This is a genomic window from Halomonas sp. THAF5a, from assembly GCF_009363755.1.
In the GTDB taxonomy this organism is placed as follows: Bacteria; Pseudomonadota; Gammaproteobacteria; order Pseudomonadales; family Halomonadaceae; genus Halomonas.
Map to the genome: position 1 here is coordinate 3,286,990 of NZ_CP045417.1, position 16,508 is coordinate 3,303,497.

Below are 16,508 nucleotides of genomic sequence, written 5' to 3' on the forward strand. Positions count from 1 at the left end.
GTCCCTGGCCTGGTTGTCCAAGAGATGACTGCTCTCACGTCCTTACAGCCCCGTCATCGACTCAGCCTGACGTGGCGTGTCATCGCCCTGAGCAGCCTGCTGCTGGTCGGCCTCGTGGTGCTGTTCACCTGGCTGGGCCACGAGAACCTGACGCGTCAGTTCCAGGAGAGTCGTCACGAGTACCACGAGCGTCAGCAGCGCGAGATCCGCCTCGCCCTGCAACGCTCGGCGGAGAATCTGCGACAGCTGGCAGGACTGGCCGCGGCCTCGCCGCGCCTGGGGCCCCCGCTCGAGGCCGGCCGCACGGCTGAGGTCGAGGAGGCGCTCGCCTCCCAGTGGCCGACCCTGCAGCTCGAGGCCGGCATCGATGAGATCAGGGTCGCGGATACCCGGGGGCAGCTGATGGGCCACTGGGGCGCCGGCCAGTCGGACGGCCACCTCCCGATTCAGGCCTGGGCGCAGCGGGTCATGCGCACCGAGATGCCCATCACGCGGCTGAGTTGCACGTCGAACTGTCAGCAGGTGGCCGCCGTCCCGGTGCTGGTGGACGGCGAAAGCGTCGGCCTGGTCGTGCTCTCCCGCTCCCTGGCCGATGTGACCCGCCAGGCCAGGGAGGTCTCCAACGCCGATGTGGCCCTGCTGGTCACGGGAGCGCTGGACGAGGACAGCCTGCTCGAGGAGCGCAAGCTGGCACCCTGGGACGGCTACCTGCTGGCGCTGACGCGCCAGGAGGAGAGCCTGCCGTTGCTGCAGCGGGCGTCGCGCCTCGGCCCCATCGACGAGCTGCTCGAGCGACCGGTGCAGCTGCAGGACCGGGGGCAGCACCTCGAACTCAGTGCGGTGCGCATGGATGAGGACGCCGGCGGTCGCGGCAACGGCTATTTCCTGCTGATCTCCGACATCACCCCCCAGATCCAGGCCATCAACGAGGACACGCGCACCCTGATGGGGGTCGGCCTGGTCGGCTGGCTGGCCGCCGAGCTGATGCTGCTGTTGATCCTGCTGCGCCCCATGGCCCGCCTGCGCCGGATCGCCGGCCTGCTGCCGACGCTGGCCAGCGGCGGCTTCGAGGATGTCCGGGCCGCGATTCCCGCGACCCGCCATCGCCTGCCGGACGAGATCGACGTGCTGGAGGGCACCACCCTGTCCCTCTCGCGTCAGCTCGAGACGCTGGAGGCGGAGGTGCAGGAGCGCGGCGACCAGCTGGCCGAACGGGTCGACGAGCTGGCCAAGGAGCGGGACTTCGTCAATAGCCTGCTGGATACCGCTCGTGTCTTCATCATCGCCCAGGACAGCCGGGGGCGCATCAGCCTGGTCAACGATTACACCCGGGGGATGCTGGGCCTGGACGATGCCTCCCTGCTGGGCCGGCACTTCGTCGACGTGTTCGAGGCCGGCCGTCCCTCGCCGGTGAGCACCGTCGACATCCCCCAGCAGGAAGAGCGAACGCTGCATACCTCGGACCAGCGCCTGCATACCATCGCCTGGTACCACGCCCCGCTGCCCTCGGGCGGCAACGGCGACAAGTCACGGATCTCGGTGGGGCTCGATATCACGGAGCGCAAGGCCGCCGAGGCACGCCTGACCTGGCTGGCCGAACGCGATCCCCTGACCGAGCTCTACAACCGACGCTACTTCCAGGACGCCCTGCAGCAGGCGCTCTCGCGCGAGTCGCGAGGGGCGGTGCTGCTGCTGGATCTTGACCAGTTCAAGGAGGTCAACGAGCTGAGCGGCCACCACGTCGGCGACCGCCTGCTGCGCGAAGTGGCCGAGACCCTGCTGTTGAACCTGGGGCACCGCGGCGTCATCGCCCGCCTGGGCGGCGATGAGTTCTCGCTGCTGCTGGAGCATGCCGAGGCCGACCAGGCGATTCAGGTGGCCCAGCACATCGATCAGCTGCTCGACACCCTGGGGTTCACCGCCGCGGGACGGCGCCACCGCGTCACCGCCAGCATCGGCATCGCCCTGTTCCCCGCTCACGGCAAGACGCCGGCCGACATGATGGCCAGCGCCGACGTGGCCATGTACAAGGCCAAGGAGAGCGGTCTCCAGCAGTGGCATCTGCTCTCGAGGTCCGAGAACGCCAAGGACGAGCTTCAGGAGCGCGTCTACTGGGTGGAGCGCGTGCGCAGCGCCCTCGCCGAGGACGATTTCGAGCTGATGGTGCAGCCGATCATGCGGCTGGAGGATCGCGACGTGAAGCATTACGAGGTGCTGCTGCGCATGCGCGATGCCGACGGCAGCCTGGTCTCTCCCGCCGCCTTTATCCCGGTGGCGGAGCGCAGCGGCCAGATCGTGCAGATCGATCGCTGGGTGCTGCGCCACAGCCTGCGGCTCCTCGGCCAGATCCAGGAACGGGGGTTCTGCCTGGCGGTCAACCTCTCCGGCCAGTCCCTGCATGACGAGGGCCTGAAGCAGTACCTGGCCGACGAACTGGCCGCCAGCGGCGCCGACCCCCACCACCTCATCCTCGAGGTGACCGAAACCGCCGCCGTGACCGACTTCTCGACGGCGCGGGGCGTGCTGCAGGCCATTCGCGACCTCGGATGTCGAACCGCCCTGGATGACTTCGGGGTCGGATTCAGCAGCTTCCATTACCTGGGGCAGCTGCCGGTGGATTACATCAAGATCGACGGCTCCTTCATTCGCAGCCTCCTGATCAGCCAGGAGAGCCGAGTGATCGTCCAGGCGGTTGCCGATATCGCCGCCGGGTTCGGCAAGCAGGCCATCGCCGAGTTCGTCGACCAAGAAGCCCTGCTGCCGATACTGACATCCTATGGCATTGCCTACGGTCAGGGTTTCCACCTGGGCAAGCCATCGCGGGTGGCCGAAACCTTCCCGCACACCCACAGCATGCCCTCACCGTCCGGACTAAAAGGAGGTAGCCGGTGAAAGATGACAGCACAGGAAGCCAGACCAGGGCTCTGCCCTCCTCCGGCAGACGTCTCGGCATCGATCCCGACGATCTCTTCGATCATTTCAGGCTCATCATCGCCCATACGCCCGAGCAAAAAGAGCGTGCCTTTTCACTCCGGCATGCGGTGTTCCATGAAGAACTGCACTACGAAATAGGCGACAAGACAAACAGCCCGATAGAGAAAGACAAGTATGACCACAACTCCATACTCTGCCTGCTGCAGCACAAGGCGAGCCATGTGGATGCGGGCTGCCTGAGAGTGGTCATCATCGACAAAAACCGTGACCACCCGATTCAAAACCTCCCCCTCGAGGAGTACAGCGGAAACAGCCTGGAAGGCTCCGAGCTGCACCCCCAGTTCTTCCCGGAGAGCCAGCTGTGCGAGGTTTCCAGGCTTGCCGTTCATCCGCTCTTCAGGAAGAAAGAGCTCCCGCCCATCGGGGCAAGGGACAAGGACATCAGCAACATCGGCACTGAAGGGAGCGAAAACCAACCGGCCCTCATCAGCTTGAGCCTGTTCCTGGCGGCGACGGCCATCGTGGGACTCTCGGGGCGCCGACATGTCTTTGCCATGATAGAGCCCAGGTTCAACAGATTACTGAAAGTCTCGGGGCTGCATTTCCACAGGGCGGGAGAGACGATCGATCACTGCGGCTTGAGAGCGGCTTACTACATCGATCAGCATCAGGCAGAAATCGATCTCCCCGAGAAGATCATGCCGCTCTACGCGAGAATCAAGCGCTGCCTGGAACAGCAGATGCGCCAGCAGGAGAGTGCGCACAGCGTTTCTCAGGAAGTTTAGGGCCTCCCCCGGAAGCGGCGGGGGTGCCCTTCCCGTCGCGACGAGGCCACCTCCTCCCGCATCAGGGGCCTCCCGGTGCGACGACGAGGCTTCACCCTCTTCTCATCTCGCCCTCTTGCCCCGGCCACCGCGCCCGGGCGTGATCATCCTCACCCTGACCTTGGCACGGCGCGGCGTCGATGGCGCCGCCGGCGGCGGAGCCGGGTCGGCCTCGCCGGTCGGCGCCTCGGCCGCGGGCGGCTGTGGCGGCTGCACCACCACCCAGGCGAACACCGGCAGGGAGAGCTGCCAGTAGATCGCCGAGAGGCGCAGCCCCAGGGTGACACCGAGCCCGGTGGCGATGGAGATGCCCAGCGGCGCCGACAGCGCCTCCAACCCGACGAAGGCCACGCCGCCGGCGATGGAGGCGGTGGCATAGATCTCGCGACGCAGCACCATGGGCACCCGTCGCGCCAGCACGTCGCGGGTCATGCCGCCGGCCACGCCGGTGAGCAGCCCCATGAGCACCGCCACCACGCCGGGCGCCTCGAGGGTCAGGGCCTTGTGGGCGCCGATCACCGTGAACAGCGCCAGGCCGAAGGCGTCGGCCACCGGCAGGAAGCCCCGCGACAGGCGGTGGATATAGTGAAAGCCGAGGACCGACAGCCCCACGGTGGCGAGGATCACCCAGAGATAGGTCGGATCGGTGACCCAGAACACCGGCCGCACGCCCAGCACCAGGTCGCGCAGGGTGCCGCCGCCGATCCCGGTCACCGCCGCCAGCACCAGCATGCCGAACGGATCCATCCGCGAGCGGCAGGCCAGCACCACCCCCGAGAGGGCGAAGACGATCACCCCCGCCATGTCCAACCAGTAGACCAGCCCCGTCACGTCGTCGCTCCTTGCTCTCGTGCCTCACCTGGACTCAGGATACGCGATGTGCGGCGGGGCGGCGTGGCATCGCCGACAGGCGTGGCGCGGGCCTGGTGGCGCGGGCCTGGTGGCGTGGGTCGGCCAGCGGCGGCCAAGTCACCAGGGGATGTCACTGCGATGGGGCCGGGAGTATGCTTCATGCATTATGCTTCAATCATGTCATCGTTCGCGAAGGCCCCATTCCCGATGCCGTCCTCATTGCCGCCTCCTGTGTGCCGTCCTCTCGCCGCCGGCTTCCTGCTGACGGGTCTCGGGCTCGTGCTGCCGCTCGCCGGCTGCACCCTCAACACCTACCCGGATGGCCACCGCGAGACCGTGCTCGGCGTGCCGAACGAGGAAGGCCCTACGCGGTATTCCCCGGGGGTGATCGTCGACGAGCAGGGTGAGCCGCGGGCGATCACCGATGCCCCGGACTGAGGCCCGCCGCGCCATCACCCCGAGCGCCCCTTGCTCGCACTGTCAGAGGCCTCGCCGGCCCCACGAGGAACCACCATGGAATGGACCCCCGCCACGTTCTGGCTCGCCACCGCCCTGCTGCTCGGCCTGGCCGAGCTGACCTCCGGCGCCCTGCTGCTGCTGGCGCTGGCCTTCGCCGCCGCGCTGACCGCCGCTGCCACCGCCGTGTTCGGGCTGCCCCTAAGCGGCCAGCTGCTGGCCATGGGCATCCTCGCCGGGGTACTGGTACCGCTGACCATCAAGGTGATCCGCCCGCGCTTCTCGCCCCGAGGGGTGGCCTACGGCACCACCGGCAGCGGCGTGGAGAGGGGCAAGCGCTACCTGACGCTGGAGCGCGACTTCGACGGCGCCTCGGGGCTCAAGATCAACGGCGACTTCTACCGCCTGCGCGTCGACGGCAGCGCCACCACTCGCCTGCCGCCCGACACCGAGGTCATCTTCAAGGAATTCGATGGCACCACCGCCATCGTCACGCTGGCCGAGGCCGGCGCCTCATCACAGGAGCAGTGAACATGGACCTTCCGTTGAGCCCGGGGCTGATGCTCAGCCTAATTATCGTCGTCATGGGGATCGTGATCATCGCCAAGGGGCTGGTGATCGTGCGTCAGTCCGAGGTCATGGTGATCGAGCGGCTGGGGTCGTTCAGCCGGGTGCTGGAGAGCGGCATCAACATCATCATTCCCTTCATCGAGCAGCCCCGCGCCATCACCATGATCCGCTACAAGAAGATGGGCGAGGAGTACCTGCCGCTGACCAGCGACGAGGTGCGCATCGACCGCCGCGAGACGGTGATGGACTTCCCCGGCCAGCCGGTGGTGACCACCGACAACGTCACCGTGACCATCAACGGCGCCCTCTACTACCAGATCATCGATCCCAAGCGGGCGGTCTACGAGGTCGAGAACATGAGCCAGGCGGTCGAGGTGCTGGCCAAGACCACCCTGCGCTCGGTGGTCGGCAAGATGGAGCTCGACAAGCTGTTCGAGTCCCGAGCCGAGGTCAACAACGAGATCCAGGCCTCGATGGAGGAGCCCGCCTCCAAGTGGGGCGTGAAGATCTCGCGGGTCGAGGTGCAGGACATCGCCATGCCCGAGGAGGTCGAGTCCGCCATGCGCCTGCAGATGGCCGCCGAGCGCAAGCGTCGCGCCACCGTCACCGAGGCCGAGGGCGAGAAGTCCGCGGCCATCGCCATGGCCCAGGGCCAGCGCGAATCGGCGATCCTCAACGCCCAGGGCGACAAGGAATCCGCCATCCTGCGCGCCCAGGGGGAACAGGAGTCGATCAAGCTGGTGCTCAATGCCATCGGCGAGAGCGAGGAGAACAAGCGCACCGTGGTCGGCTACCTGCTCGGCCAGAGCTACATCAAGGCGCTGCCGACCATGGCCAAGGACGGCGAGCGGGTCTTCGTGCCCTACGAGTCCACCGCGCTGCTGGGCTCGATGGGCATGTTCCGCGAGCTGGCCGGCTCCCCGGAAGACACCGTGCGACAGCAGCTCGACGCGAACACCGGCCAGACCGGCCTGCGCAGCGGCATGCTGGGCGGGGCCGGCAGCGCGTCCTGAGCCCATGCTCGACGGTTGATGCCGGGCATCAGCGCCCAGCCGCTGCCTCTCCACCGAAGCGGCCAAGCTGCATCTCCTGCAGACGGCTCAGGCTGCGCCGGAAGGGAAAGGCCAGGTGCCCCTCGGTGTAAAGCGCCTCGAGGGGCACTCGGGCGGCGAGGTAGAGGGGAATGCCCCGGTCGTAGCACTCGTCGACCAGAGCGATGAAGCGGCGCACGCCATCGTCCTGAGGGGAGAGCGCGGGCAGCGCCCGGTCGCCAGCCATGACGCGCGCCACGCCATCCTCGGTGCCGCGAGAGATGCGGGCGGCCTCGGGCTCGCCGCCGAGGCTCGGCACCTCATCCAGCAGGATGGTCCGAAACCGGTCGCACAGGCCGATGAAGTCCAGTGCCGACAGCGGCTGCTCGCAGAGGGCGGCGTAACGACACCAGAGCACATCCTCGCCTCGCTGTGTCACGTCGAGCTCCCGGTGACCCAGGGTGATGGGCTCGCTCGTGGTCGCCTGCCCCGCCGCCAATGCCTCGAAGACCGCCGGCAAGGGGCTTGGCGTATCGGGCTCGATCACCCAATAGCGCTCATGCGCCTCGCCCGGATGCTGGCGATGGTCCTGGCCGCCATCGAGGTGAAGCACCTCGAGATGCGCCTTCAGGGCGGCGATCGCCGGCAGGAAGCGCTCGCGGTTGAAGCCGTCGGCGTAGAGCTGATCCGGCGCCTGGTTGGACGTGGTGACCAGCACCACCCCCTGCTCGACCAGCGCCATCAACACCCCACCGAGCAGCATGGCATCGGCGATATCGTTGACGTAGAGCTCGTCCAGGCACAGCACCCTCACCTCGTCCGCGAGCTCGGCCGCCAGACGGCTCAACGGGTCGGCGGCGCCCATCAGCTGGAACTGGCGACGGTGCACCCAGCGCATGAAATGATGGAAATGCTGGCGGCGCGCCGGCACCTCAAGCGAGGCCACGAAGCGATCCATCAGCCAGGTCTTGCCGCGCCCCACCGGCCCCCACAGATAGAGCCCCCTGGCGTGATTCACGCCCTCATGGCCGTGTTCCGCCCCATGGGCTGGCACTTCGTGCAGCGCCCGGGCACAGGCGTCGAGCGCCTCGGCGGCCTGGCGCTGGGCAGCGTCCTCGACGAAGCCGTTCTCTAGGGCGTGCTCATAGGCGTCAAGCGGCGAGAAGGTCATCGGCAGGGCCTGCGTCGTGAAAGGACATCTGAAGAGGCATTACTGTGCCAGCGTCGGAGCTCGGTAGAAAGCGACACGGTAGATGGCGCCTGCGTCGGGGCACTATGACAGTAGAAAGTGCCAGCACCGCCGTCAGGGCAGCATTCAAGGCTATCAAAATAGCTAACGCCCCCGCCGACCAGGAAGGCCGACGGGGGCGTCGCATTGCCATGCCTCAAAGGACAAGCCCTCGAGGCAGCGGCTTACCCCAGCTGGAACGGATACACCGAGCCAATCTTCAAGAGCCGCGTCAGCTCGTCCAGGGCGGTGAGGGCCTCGGCGGCGAGCTGCGGGTCGGCCAGGTCCTCCGGGGCCAGGCGGTCCCGGTAGTGACGCTCGACCCAGGCGGTGAGATCGCCGTGCAGGGCGTCGTCCAGCAGCACCCGGCCGGAGAGTGCGGCCCGCTCGGCGGCCGAGAGCACCACCCGCAGGCGCAGGCAGGCGGGGCCGCCGCCGTTGCGCATGCTCTGCTTGACGTCCTTGACCACCACCTCGGCGATGGGGTTGTGGCCGGCCAGCAGGTGATCCTGGATGGCCCGCCAGACGCTCTCGCGCTCCTGGCACTCGCCGGGCACCACCAGGGTCATGGTGCCGTCAGGGTTGGAGAGCAGCTGCGAGTTGAAGAGATAGGAGGCCACGGCGTCCTCGAGGCTCACCGCCTCTTCCGGCACCCGCACCGGAATCAGCGGCGTGGGCATCTTCGCGCGCAGCGCCTCCAGGGTGCCCTCCTCGTCGAGGAAGGCCCGCTCGTGATAGAGCAGCACCGGGCCGTTGCCCACCGCGATCACGTCGTTGTGGAAGACGCCGGCGTCGATCGCCTCGGGATGCTGCTGGGCGAACACCACCTGGGACTCCGAGAGGCCGTGCTGACGGGCGATCGCCTGGCTCGCCTCCAGGGTCTGGCGGGCCGGGTAGCGACGCGGCGCCACGCTCTCCTCCGTCCCCCAGCCGAAGGCCGCCCGGCCGTAGACGAAGAGGTGCACGCCGGGCTCGCCGTACTCGCCGCAGAGCCGGGTGTGGTTGGCCGCGCCCTCGTCGGAGAAGGCCGGCGTGGCCGGCAGCGCCGGGTGATGAGCGAAGAGGCTCGGCTCGCGGAAGATCGAGGCCAGCACCCGGCCGGTGGTGTCCGGCTCCAGGTAGCGGTGGAAGCTCGACTGCAGGTTGGCCGGGGTGAAGTGCACCCGGCCGTCCAGGGCATCCGCCGAGGGCGTCACGGTCGCCGCGTTGGCGGTCCACATGCTCGAGGCCGAGCAGACCGCGCGCAGCAGCTGCGGCGCCTCGCCGGCCGCCCGGGCCAGCACCTGGGCATCGCTGCCCTGGAAGCCCAGGCGGCGCAGCGCCCCCAGGTCGGGACGCTGCTGGGGTGGCAGCACGCCCTGAGCATAGCCGGCGTCCATCAGCGCCTTCATCTTCGCAAGCCCCTGCAGGGCGGCCTCCCGGGGATTGGCCACCAGCCCCTGGTGGGTCATGGAGGCCAGATTGCCCAGCGCCAGGCCCGAGTAGTTGTGGGTCGGGCCGACCAGGCCGTCGAAGTTGACCTCGCGCGCGTCCGCGACCGGCCGCTCGCCGATGTCGTTCATCCCGTCACTCATAGCGTCACCCCCGGCGGCAGCTTGTCGGGCAGGCTCAGCGCCTCGCTCTCCATGGAGGCCACGGGATAGGCGCAGTAGTCGGCCGCGGTCTTGTAAGAGCGCGCTGGGAGCGCCTGCGGAGCGATGGGTATTAGTATCCGAGTCACAGCGTCACCCCCGGCGGTAGCTTGTCGGGCAGGCTCAGCGCCTCGCTCTCCATGGAGGCCACCGGATAGGCGCAGTAGTCCGCGGCGGTCTTGTAAGAGCGCGCTGGGAGCGCCTGCGGAGCGATGGGTATCAGTATCCGAGTCATAGCGTCACCCCCGGCGGCAGCTTGTCGGGCAGGCTCAGCGCCTCGCTCTCTATGGAGGCCACGGGATAGGCGCAGTAGTCGGCCGCGTAGTAGGCGCTGGGGCGGTGGTTGCCGCTCGCGCCCACGCCGCCGAAGGGCGCGTCGCCGGAGGCGCCGGTGGTCTGGCGGTTCCAGTTGACGATGCCGGCGCGGATGCGCAGCAGGAAGTCGTCCCAGTCGTCACGCTCGCCGCCGATCAGCCCCGCGGAGAGACCGTAGCGAGTGTCGTTGGCCAGGCGCAGGGCCTCGTCCCAGTCGCGATAGCGGTAGACCTTGAGCAGCGGGCCGAAGTGCTCCTCGTCGGGCACCTCGAGGCCGGTGACGTCGATCAGCGCGGGGCTGAGCAGGCTGGTGCCGGGCTCCAGGCGCTCCATGCGCGAGAGCACCGTGCCGCCGCGCGCCTCCAGGTCCTCCTGGGCCGCGAGCAGGCCGTCGGCCGCCGCCACGTTGGCCAGCCCCGCGTAGAAGGGCGCCGGCTCGCAGAACTGGTCGGCCACGTGAAGCCGCGAGATGGCGTCACTGAGGGCGTCGAGCAGGTGATCGCCCACCTGGCCCTCGGGGACGATCAGCCGCCGGGCGCAGGTGCAGCGCTGGCCGCCGGAGAGGAAGGCCGACTGCAGGATGGTCAGCACGGCGGCCTCCTGGTCGGGCACGTCCTTGACCACCAGCGGGTTGTTGCCGCCGAGCTCCAGGGCCAGGATCTTGTCGAACTGGTCGGCGAACTGGCGGTGCAGGATGCCGCCCACCCGGGCGCTGCCGGTGAACAGCAGGCCGTCGATGCCGGGGTGCGCCGAGAGCGCCTGGCCCGTGGCGGCCGCGCCCTGGACGAGGTTGATCACCCCGTCGGGCAGCCCGGCCTCCTGCCAGCACTGCAGGGTGAGGTCGGCGGTCAGCGGGGTCTGCTCGCTGGGCTTGAAGACCACGCTGTTGCCGGCCAGCAGCGCCGGGACCATGTGGCCGTTGGGCAGGTGGCCGGGGAAGTTGTAGGGGCCGAACACCGCCATCACGCCGTGGGGGCGGTGGCGCAGCACGGCGGTGGCGTCGCCGAGGTCGCGGCTGCGCTCCCCGGTGCGCTCCTGGTAGGCGCGCAGGGAGATCGCCACCTTGCCGATCATCGCGCCGATCTCGGTGCGCGCCTCCCAGAGGGGCTTGCCGGTCTCGTGGGCGATGGTGGTGGCGAGATCCTCACGATGGGTCTCGAGCACCTCGCGGAAGCGCTCGACCAGCGCCTGGCGCTCGGCGAAGGGGGTGCGGGCCCAGGCCGGGAAGGCCTCGCGGGCGGCCGCCACGGCGGCGTCCACCTGGGCCTCGTCGGCCGCCTGGCCCTCCCAGAGGCGCGCGTCGGAGACCGGATCGCGCTTGGCGATGACCTCGCCGCGCCCTGCCTGCCAGGTGCCGCCGATCAGCAGCTGTTCTGTTGCCTTCATCACGCCTCCTCCTCGGTATCCAGTATGCGCAGGGTGTCGCCGGACGCGACCTCGAGCCGACGCGCCTCGGCCTCGTCGAGGGTCACCACGCCCTGCTCGTCCGGGCCTCGGCCCAGCCAGGCGGCCCGGAAGCCGGTCATCGAGGTGGTGGCCGCCAGCCAGCGCGGGCGCGGCGTCGCCTCGAGGGTGCCGGCTTTCACCTCCACCCAGCAGCGCCGCGACAGCCGCACGCCGCGCACGTCGTCGATGTAGGCCTCGACGGTGGGACCGCCGTCGAAGATGTCGATGTAGCCCTCCCAGCGCAGCCCCTGCTTCTTGAGCATGGCCAGCGCCGGGCGGGTGTGTTCATGGACCTGGCCGATGCAGGCCCGCGCCTCCTCGCTGAGGAAGGGGGTGTAGATCGGGAACTTGGGCATCAGCTCGCCGATGAAGCTCTTCTGGCCGAGCCCGGTGAGCTTGTCCGCCTCGTCGAAGTCCAGCGGGAAGAAGTGGCTGCCCAGGCACTCCCAGAAGGGGCTTCTGCCGCGCTCGTCGAAGACGCCGCGCATCTCGGCCAGCACCTTCTCGGGGAAGCGGTCGCGGAACTCGGCCATGAACAGCCAGCGCATCATCGAGAGCAGCGCCCCGTTGCGCTGGTGGCGGGGGTCGCCGCCGCGGTACTCGGGCCGGAGGAACAGCGAGGCCACCTCGGCGTCGCCGGTGTGGTCGGAGCTCAGGAAGAGGGTGTCGATGGTACGGTGCAGGTCGAGCTGCACCGAGGAGTGCGCCAGGGTGCCGAGACGGTAGTGGTAGAACGGCGTCTCGCGTCCCACCTGGCCCTCGATGGCGCAGCAGCCGGCCAGCCGGCCGGTCTCCTCGTCCTCCAGCACGAAGAAGTAGAGCCGCTGGTCCACCGGGGTGCGCTCCTCGAAGGCGCTCATCGTGGAGGCGATCCGGGCGGCCAGGAACTCGCGATTGTCGGGCAGCGAGGTGAAGCCCACGCCGGTCTCCCGGGCCAGGGCCTGGAGTTCGTCGATGTCGGTCTCGACGATCGGTCTCATGCGCATCACAGCTCTCCCTCGTCATAGCCCGGTTCGTCGGCATCGGTACTCGCGTCACCGAACCCGGGCAGCGCCAGGGGCGCGGCCAGCACGGCACGGCCCTCCTCGACGCCCAGAAGCTCGGCGTGCTCGGGCGAGAGCATCAGCTGGCCGGTGGGCGACAGCGCATAGCGCGCCACCACGCAGCGGAAGTCCTCCAGCCGCTGGTTGGCGATCATCGCCGGTTCGGCGTCGGGCAGCGCGTGGGCCGGGCGGATGCGCACCGGGTGCCAGGCGGCGCGGCGAAAGCTCGCCAGGCGCTCGCGCTCGCCCTTGATCACCGGGCCGGCGTCGAAGATGTCCACGTGGCGGCTGCGCAGGAAGCCCTCGGCCAGCATCTCGTTCATCGCCGACTCGTGGTCGGGATGCTCGCGGCCGATGGCGGCGCGGGCCTGGGGCGTGAGCAGCGCCAGGTAGAGCGGGAACTGCGGCATCACCTCGGCGACGAAGCTCTTCGAGCGCACCCCGGCGAAGTAGTTGATCTCCTGGTAGTCACGCACGAAGAAGTGGCGCCCCACGCTGTTCCAGAACGGCGACTCGCCCTGCCCGTCCAGGTAGCCCGGGAAGGCCATGGCCAGCAGGTCGGCGAAACGCTCGGGGTACTGGCTGATGAACATCAGCCGCGCGCGGCGCAGCAGGCTCTCGGCGCTGGTGCCCTTGTAACGGGCGTCCAGCGACAGCGCGCAGAGCAGGGTCGCCTCGGAGACCTCGTGGGAGAGCGCCAGGGTCGGCACCTCGCGGCGCACGTCGAGCTGCTGGGAGGCGTGGATCAGCGTCTCCTGGCGATAGGTGTAGTAGGCCTCGCGGGCGCCGGCCTGGGCGCGGATGGTGGCGGTGCCGGCCACCTCGCCGCGCTCCAGGTCCTCGAGCACGAAGATGTAGTGCTCGTCGCCGGGCGCCTCGATGTCGCCGGCGAAGGCGCGCTGGGAGCGCGCGATGCGCTCCTCGAGGCGGTCGCGATGGGCCGGCAGGTTGGTCAGCCGCGGCGTGGCGCTGCCGGCCAGCCGCTCCAGGGACGGCAGGTCCGCCGGGCGAACGGGACGAATGACCAGCATGGCAGGATCTCCGATGGGGGATGGTTCGTCGCGCAGGGCGGAGCCGCGGTTCACTGCTCGGCCACCAGCCGCGCCACCGCCCGCTCGAGGCGCGCCATGCCTTCGCGAATGTCCGCCTCGGGAATAACCAGAGACGGCGCCATGCGCAGCACGTTGGGCCCGGCGATCAGCGCCATCACGCCCTCCTCGATGGCCAGCGGCAGGATGTCCTTGGCGCGGCCCTCGTAGTCGGCAGACATCTGGGCGCCCATCAGCAGGCCCATGCCGCGCACCTCCTTGAACACGCCGTACTTGCGGTTGATCGCCTCGAGGTGCTCACGGAAGAGGTCGTGACGGCGCTTGACGCCCTCGAGCACCTCGGGGGTGTCGATGTACTCCACCGCGGCCAGGGCCACGGCGGAGGCCAAGGCGTTGCCGCCGTAGGTGGAACCGTGGGTGCCGATGGCCATGGCCGGGGCGATGGCGTCGGTGGTCAGCATGGCGCCCACCGGGAAACCGCCGCCCAGCGACTTGGCGCTGGTCAGGATGTCCGGGGTCACGCCGTACTCCATGTAGGCGAAGAGCGAGCCGCTGCGGCCGACGCCGGTCTGCACCTCGTCGAAGATCAGCAGCGCCTGGTGCTCGTCGCACAGCGCGCGCAGCCCCTCGAGGAATTCCTGGGTGGCGGGCACGATGCCGCCCTCGCCCTGCATCGGCTCGACCATCACCGCGCAGGTGTCGTCGCCCATCAGCTCGCGCACCGCCTCGAGGTCATTGAACTCGGCGTGCAGGATGCCGCCGGGGATCGGCCCGAAGCCCTGGGAGTACTTGGGCTGGCCGCCGACGCTGACGGTGAAGAAGGTGCGGCCGTGGAACGACTGGCGGAAGGAGATGATCTTGTCCTTGTGCTCGCCGTGCTCGTTGTAGGCCCAGCGGCGCGCCAGCTTGAGCGCCGCCTCGTTGGCCTCGCCGCCGGAGGAGCAGAGGAACACCTTGTCGGCGAAGGTGCGCTCGACGAGCGCCCGGGCGAGCTTCAGGGCCGGCTCGTTGGTGTAGACATTGGCCAGGTGCCAGACCTTGTGGGCCTGCTCGGTGAGGGCGTCGACCAGCACCGGGTGGCAGTGACCGAGGGCGTTGACGGCGATGCCGCCGGCGAAGTCGATGTACTCGCGGCCCTCCTGGTCCCACAGGCGGCTCCCCTCGCCGCGCACCGGGATCGCCTTCTGGGGGGCGTAGTTGGGCACCATGTACTGGTCGAAGTCGGCGCGGGTCGGGGTCTGGCTCATGTCGCTCTCCATGGTCGGAATGAGGGATTCTGGCAATACCTCGAGTATAGGGAGCGGCGCGACGGGGGGCTTTCAGCAATGGGACGGGGAGTTGTGTAAAAGGTAGCGGCGGCCATGACGCCCCCACGACCGAGACGGGATGGAGTAGGCTGAAGGGATCCATCCGCAGGAGCCCCACATGCTCAACACCACGGCCTGGAACCGGATCCGCTACGGCCTCTACGCGCCCGTCTATGACCTGGTGGCCGAGCGGGCCTTTCGCGCGGCGCGCCGCCGGGCCCTCGCCCAGGTGGACTGGCGCCCCGGCATGCGGGTGCTGCTGGTCGGCGCCGGCACCGGACTCGACCTGCCCTGGCTGCCCCGGGACATCGAGCTGCACGCCACCGACCTCGCGCCGCGCATGGTGCGGCGCCTGGTGCACCGCGCCGAGCGGCTCGGCCGTGACGTCCAGGCCGAGACGATGGACGCCGAAAGGCTCGACTACCCCGACGGGCACTTCGACGTGGTGGTGATGCACCTGATCCTGGCGGTGATGCCCGACCCGGCTCGGGGCCTGGCCGAGGCCCACCGGGTGCTGAGGGGCGAGGGGCAGCTCTGCGTGATGGACAAGTTCCAGGCCGACGCTCGCCCGGCGAGCCTGCCGCGCCGCGGCCTCAATCTCCTCACCTCGGCCATCGCCACCGACATCACCCGCCAGGCCCGGCCGCTGCTGGCGAGCGCCGGCTTCACCATCGAGCAGGACACTCCGGTCATGATGGGCACGCTCTTCCGCGCCCTGCTGGCCTGCAAGGCGCGGCCGGCTGACGGCTGATCGACGCCGCGGAGCCCGCGTCACCCGAAGGCGATGGCCCGTCCCGCTACTCGGCAGGGAGCGAGAGCCGCGCCAGGCACCAGTCCCATACCGCATCTTGCCGGGCGAGAGACAGGGATGACCGCTGGCGCACGAGATAATAGCTGGGCGCTTCGATCATGGACTCCCCCGTGACCTGCACCAGGCGCCCGGCCGCGAGATCTCCCGTCACGAACGCCCGGCATGCCAAGGCGATGCCCTGGCCCGCCAGGGCGGCGTCCAGCGCCAGTGTCGTCTGATTGAAGACCGCACCGGGCAGTGGTCCGTCGGCACGCAGAAACCTCGGCCAATGATCGTGCGCGTCATGCAAGAGCGGAAGCTCCCGCAGCCGCTCGGCAGAGAGGGGGAGCGCTGACGCCTTGACCAGATGGGGGCTCGCGACCGCGACCAGCTCCTGGTGAAACAGCAACTCGGCCTCCAGTCTGGATGGAAACGGAGGCCGGGTGAGCCGCACCGCGATGTCCACCTGGTCGCGCTCGAAATCGGAGAGCGCCTCGGTGGCCACCGTGCGCAATGCCACGCCGGGTAGCGCGGCGTTCAGCTCGGCGAGACGAGGGATCAGCAGCTTCGTGGCGAAGGTCGGCGCCACGCTGATCGTGATCGTCTCCGGTCGCTCCAGCAGCCGTCCGGTGGCGTCCCCGAGCGTATCGAAGGCGCGGGTCACGTCCGTCAGGTAGGCCGCGCCCTGGGGCGTCAGGGCGAGGCCGCGCGGCAGGCGCTGGAACAGGGCCTGGTCCAGGTGCGCTTCCAGGGCGCGCACCTGCTGCGCGACGGCACCCTGGGTGACACCCAGCTCATCGGCGGCGGCCCGGAAACTCCGTCGGCGGCCCGAGACCTCGAAGGCACGCAGGGCATTGAGAGGGGGGAGCTTGCGGCGGGAGGGCGTCATGACAATAGCCTGGAGTTTTTCTACAGCCTGGCACGTTTATTCATCACGCGAAACGTCAGCGGTCACTTGGCACAATGCCGCCAGACATTCACCGAAGGGGGCGTGACCCGCTCCCTCCGATGGTCCTGTCTCCGCGCTGCCAC

At 69.2% G+C, this 16,508-nt stretch carries 15 protein-coding genes; 6 read left to right on the plus strand and 9 right to left on the minus strand.

All coding sequences use genetic code 11. The annotated features are described in order from the left end of the window. Window positions 1–24: 24 nt before the first annotated feature. Window positions 25–2,892, plus strand: coding sequence for an EAL domain-containing protein (locus FIU83_RS14850; protein WP_152484763.1), 2,868 nt, complete (start codon window positions 25–27; stop codon window positions 2,890–2,892). After that, on the plus strand, window positions 2,889–3,719 hold the full coding sequence (locus tag FIU83_RS14855) for a PEP-CTERM/exosortase system-associated acyltransferase (protein ID WP_152484764.1): 831 nt from the start codon (window positions 2,889–2,891) through the stop codon (window positions 3,717–3,719). Before FIU83_RS14850 ends, FIU83_RS14855 begins: the two co-directional genes overlap by 4 nt. A gap of 102 nt (window positions 3,720–3,821) precedes the next feature. On the opposite strand, the gene FIU83_RS14860 is transcribed toward FIU83_RS14855, so the two are convergent. Beyond that, on the minus strand, window positions 3,822–4,589 hold the full coding sequence (locus FIU83_RS14860) for a trimeric intracellular cation channel family protein (RefSeq protein ID WP_152484765.1): 768 nt from the start codon (window positions 4,587–4,589) through the stop codon (window positions 3,822–3,824). 300 nt (window positions 4,590–4,889) lie between these two features. On the opposite strand from FIU83_RS14860, the gene FIU83_RS14865 reads away from it, so the two are divergent. The 3 genes from FIU83_RS14865 to FIU83_RS14875 all read left to right on the plus strand — a co-directional run bounded on the left by FIU83_RS14865 (window position 4,890) and on the right by FIU83_RS14875 (window position 6,649). Continuing rightward, entirely contained in the window at window positions 4,890–5,048 is a 159-nt protein-coding gene (locus FIU83_RS14865; RefSeq protein WP_172976097.1) for a hypothetical protein, read from the plus strand. Window positions 5,049–5,123: 75 nt separating this feature from the next. After that, complete coding sequence (locus tag FIU83_RS14870) at window positions 5,124–5,597, plus strand: NfeD family protein (RefSeq protein ID WP_152484767.1); 474 nt, start codon at window positions 5,124–5,126, stop codon at window positions 5,595–5,597. A gap of 2 nt (window positions 5,598–5,599) precedes the next feature. Next, window positions 5,600–6,649 carry an SPFH domain-containing protein gene (locus tag FIU83_RS14875; RefSeq protein ID WP_152484768.1) on the plus strand — a complete coding sequence of 350 codons (1,050 nt, stop codon included), beginning with the start codon at window positions 5,600–5,602 and terminating at the stop codon, window positions 6,647–6,649. Window positions 6,650–6,677: 28 nt separating this feature from the next. On the opposite strand, the gene zapE is transcribed toward FIU83_RS14875, so the two are convergent. From zapE to FIU83_RS14905, 7 genes are all read right to left on the minus strand, one after another. Continuing rightward, window positions 6,678–7,838, minus strand: coding sequence for a cell division protein ZapE (gene zapE, locus FIU83_RS14880; RefSeq protein WP_152484769.1), 1,161 nt, complete (start codon window positions 7,836–7,838; stop codon window positions 6,678–6,680). A 242-nt stretch (window positions 7,839–8,080) separates the two neighbouring features. After that, window positions 8,081–9,469, minus strand: a complete 1,389-nt coding sequence (gene astB, locus FIU83_RS14885; RefSeq protein ID WP_253939495.1) for an N-succinylarginine dihydrolase — start codon at window positions 9,467–9,469, stop codon at window positions 8,081–8,083. Between the two features lie 142 nt (window positions 9,470–9,611). After that, window positions 9,612–9,761: a hypothetical protein gene (locus FIU83_RS17490; protein WP_172975993.1), complete on the minus strand. Its 150-nt coding sequence runs from the start codon at window positions 9,759–9,761 to the stop codon at window positions 9,612–9,614. Further along, window positions 9,758–11,227: a succinylglutamate-semialdehyde dehydrogenase gene (gene astD, locus FIU83_RS14890; RefSeq protein WP_152484770.1), complete on the minus strand. Its 1,470-nt coding sequence runs from the start codon at window positions 11,225–11,227 to the stop codon at window positions 9,758–9,760. The genes FIU83_RS17490 and astD overlap by 4 nt, the downstream gene beginning before the upstream one ends. Beyond that, window positions 11,227–12,273, minus strand: a complete 1,047-nt coding sequence (gene astA / locus FIU83_RS14895) for an arginine N-succinyltransferase (RefSeq protein ID WP_152484771.1) — start codon at window positions 12,271–12,273, stop codon at window positions 11,227–11,229. The genes astD and astA overlap by 1 nt, the downstream gene beginning before the upstream one ends. Continuing rightward, window positions 12,273–13,361: an arginine N-succinyltransferase gene (locus tag FIU83_RS14900; RefSeq protein ID WP_152484772.1), complete on the minus strand. Its 1,089-nt coding sequence runs from the start codon at window positions 13,359–13,361 to the stop codon at window positions 12,273–12,275. Before FIU83_RS14900 ends, astA begins: the two co-directional genes overlap by 1 nt. 50 nt (window positions 13,362–13,411) lie before the next feature. Further along, the gene (locus FIU83_RS14905) at window positions 13,412–14,626 is read right to left on the minus strand and encodes an aspartate aminotransferase family protein (RefSeq protein WP_152484773.1); all 1,215 of its coding nucleotides are present in this window, start codon (window positions 14,624–14,626) and stop codon (window positions 13,412–13,414) included. A gap of 178 nt (window positions 14,627–14,804) precedes the next feature. Between FIU83_RS14905 and FIU83_RS14910 the strand changes: the two genes are divergently transcribed. Then, window positions 14,805–15,437: a class I SAM-dependent methyltransferase gene (locus tag FIU83_RS14910; RefSeq protein ID WP_152484774.1), complete on the plus strand. Its 633-nt coding sequence runs from the start codon at window positions 14,805–14,807 to the stop codon at window positions 15,435–15,437. Between the two features lie 46 nt (window positions 15,438–15,483). On the opposite strand, the gene FIU83_RS14915 is transcribed toward FIU83_RS14910, so the two are convergent. Then, entirely contained in the window at window positions 15,484–16,365 is an 882-nt protein-coding gene (locus tag FIU83_RS14915) for a LysR substrate-binding domain-containing protein (RefSeq protein ID WP_152484775.1), read from the minus strand. Window positions 16,366–16,508: the final 143 nt, after the last annotated feature.

Coding starts and splice junctions, on each gene's coding strand:
- FIU83_RS17490 (WP_172975993.1), bottom strand. CDS start 9,761: ATGACTCGGATACTGATACCCATCGCTCCGCAGGCGCTCCCAGCGCGC.
- zapE (WP_152484769.1), bottom strand. CDS start 7,838: ATGACCTTCTCGCCGCTTGACGCCTATGAGCACGCCCTAGAGAACGGC.
- astD (WP_152484770.1), bottom strand. CDS start 11,227: ATGAAGGCAACAGAACAGCTGCTGATCGGCGGCACCTGGCAGGCAGGG.
- FIU83_RS14905 (WP_152484773.1), bottom strand. CDS start 14,626: ATGAGCCAGACCCCGACCCGCGCCGACTTCGACCAGTACATGGTGCCC.
- astA (WP_152484771.1), bottom strand. CDS start 12,273: ATGCGCATGAGACCGATCGTCGAGACCGACATCGACGAACTCCAGGCC.
- FIU83_RS14900 (WP_152484772.1), bottom strand. CDS start 13,361: ATGCTGGTCATTCGTCCCGTTCGCCCGGCGGACCTGCCGTCCCTGGAG.
- FIU83_RS14850 (WP_152484763.1), top strand. CDS start 25: ATGACTGCTCTCACGTCCTTACAGCCCCGTCATCGACTCAGCCTGACG.
- FIU83_RS14870 (WP_152484767.1), top strand. CDS start 5,124: ATGGAATGGACCCCCGCCACGTTCTGGCTCGCCACCGCCCTGCTGCTC.
- astB (WP_253939495.1), bottom strand. CDS start 9,469: ATGAGTGACGGGATGAACGACATCGGCGAGCGGCCGGTCGCGGACGCG.
- FIU83_RS14910 (WP_152484774.1), top strand. CDS start 14,805: ATGCTCAACACCACGGCCTGGAACCGGATCCGCTACGGCCTCTACGCG.
- FIU83_RS14875 (WP_152484768.1), top strand. CDS start 5,600: ATGGACCTTCCGTTGAGCCCGGGGCTGATGCTCAGCCTAATTATCGTC.
- FIU83_RS14915 (WP_152484775.1), bottom strand. CDS start 16,365: ATGACGCCCTCCCGCCGCAAGCTCCCCCCTCTCAATGCCCTGCGTGCC.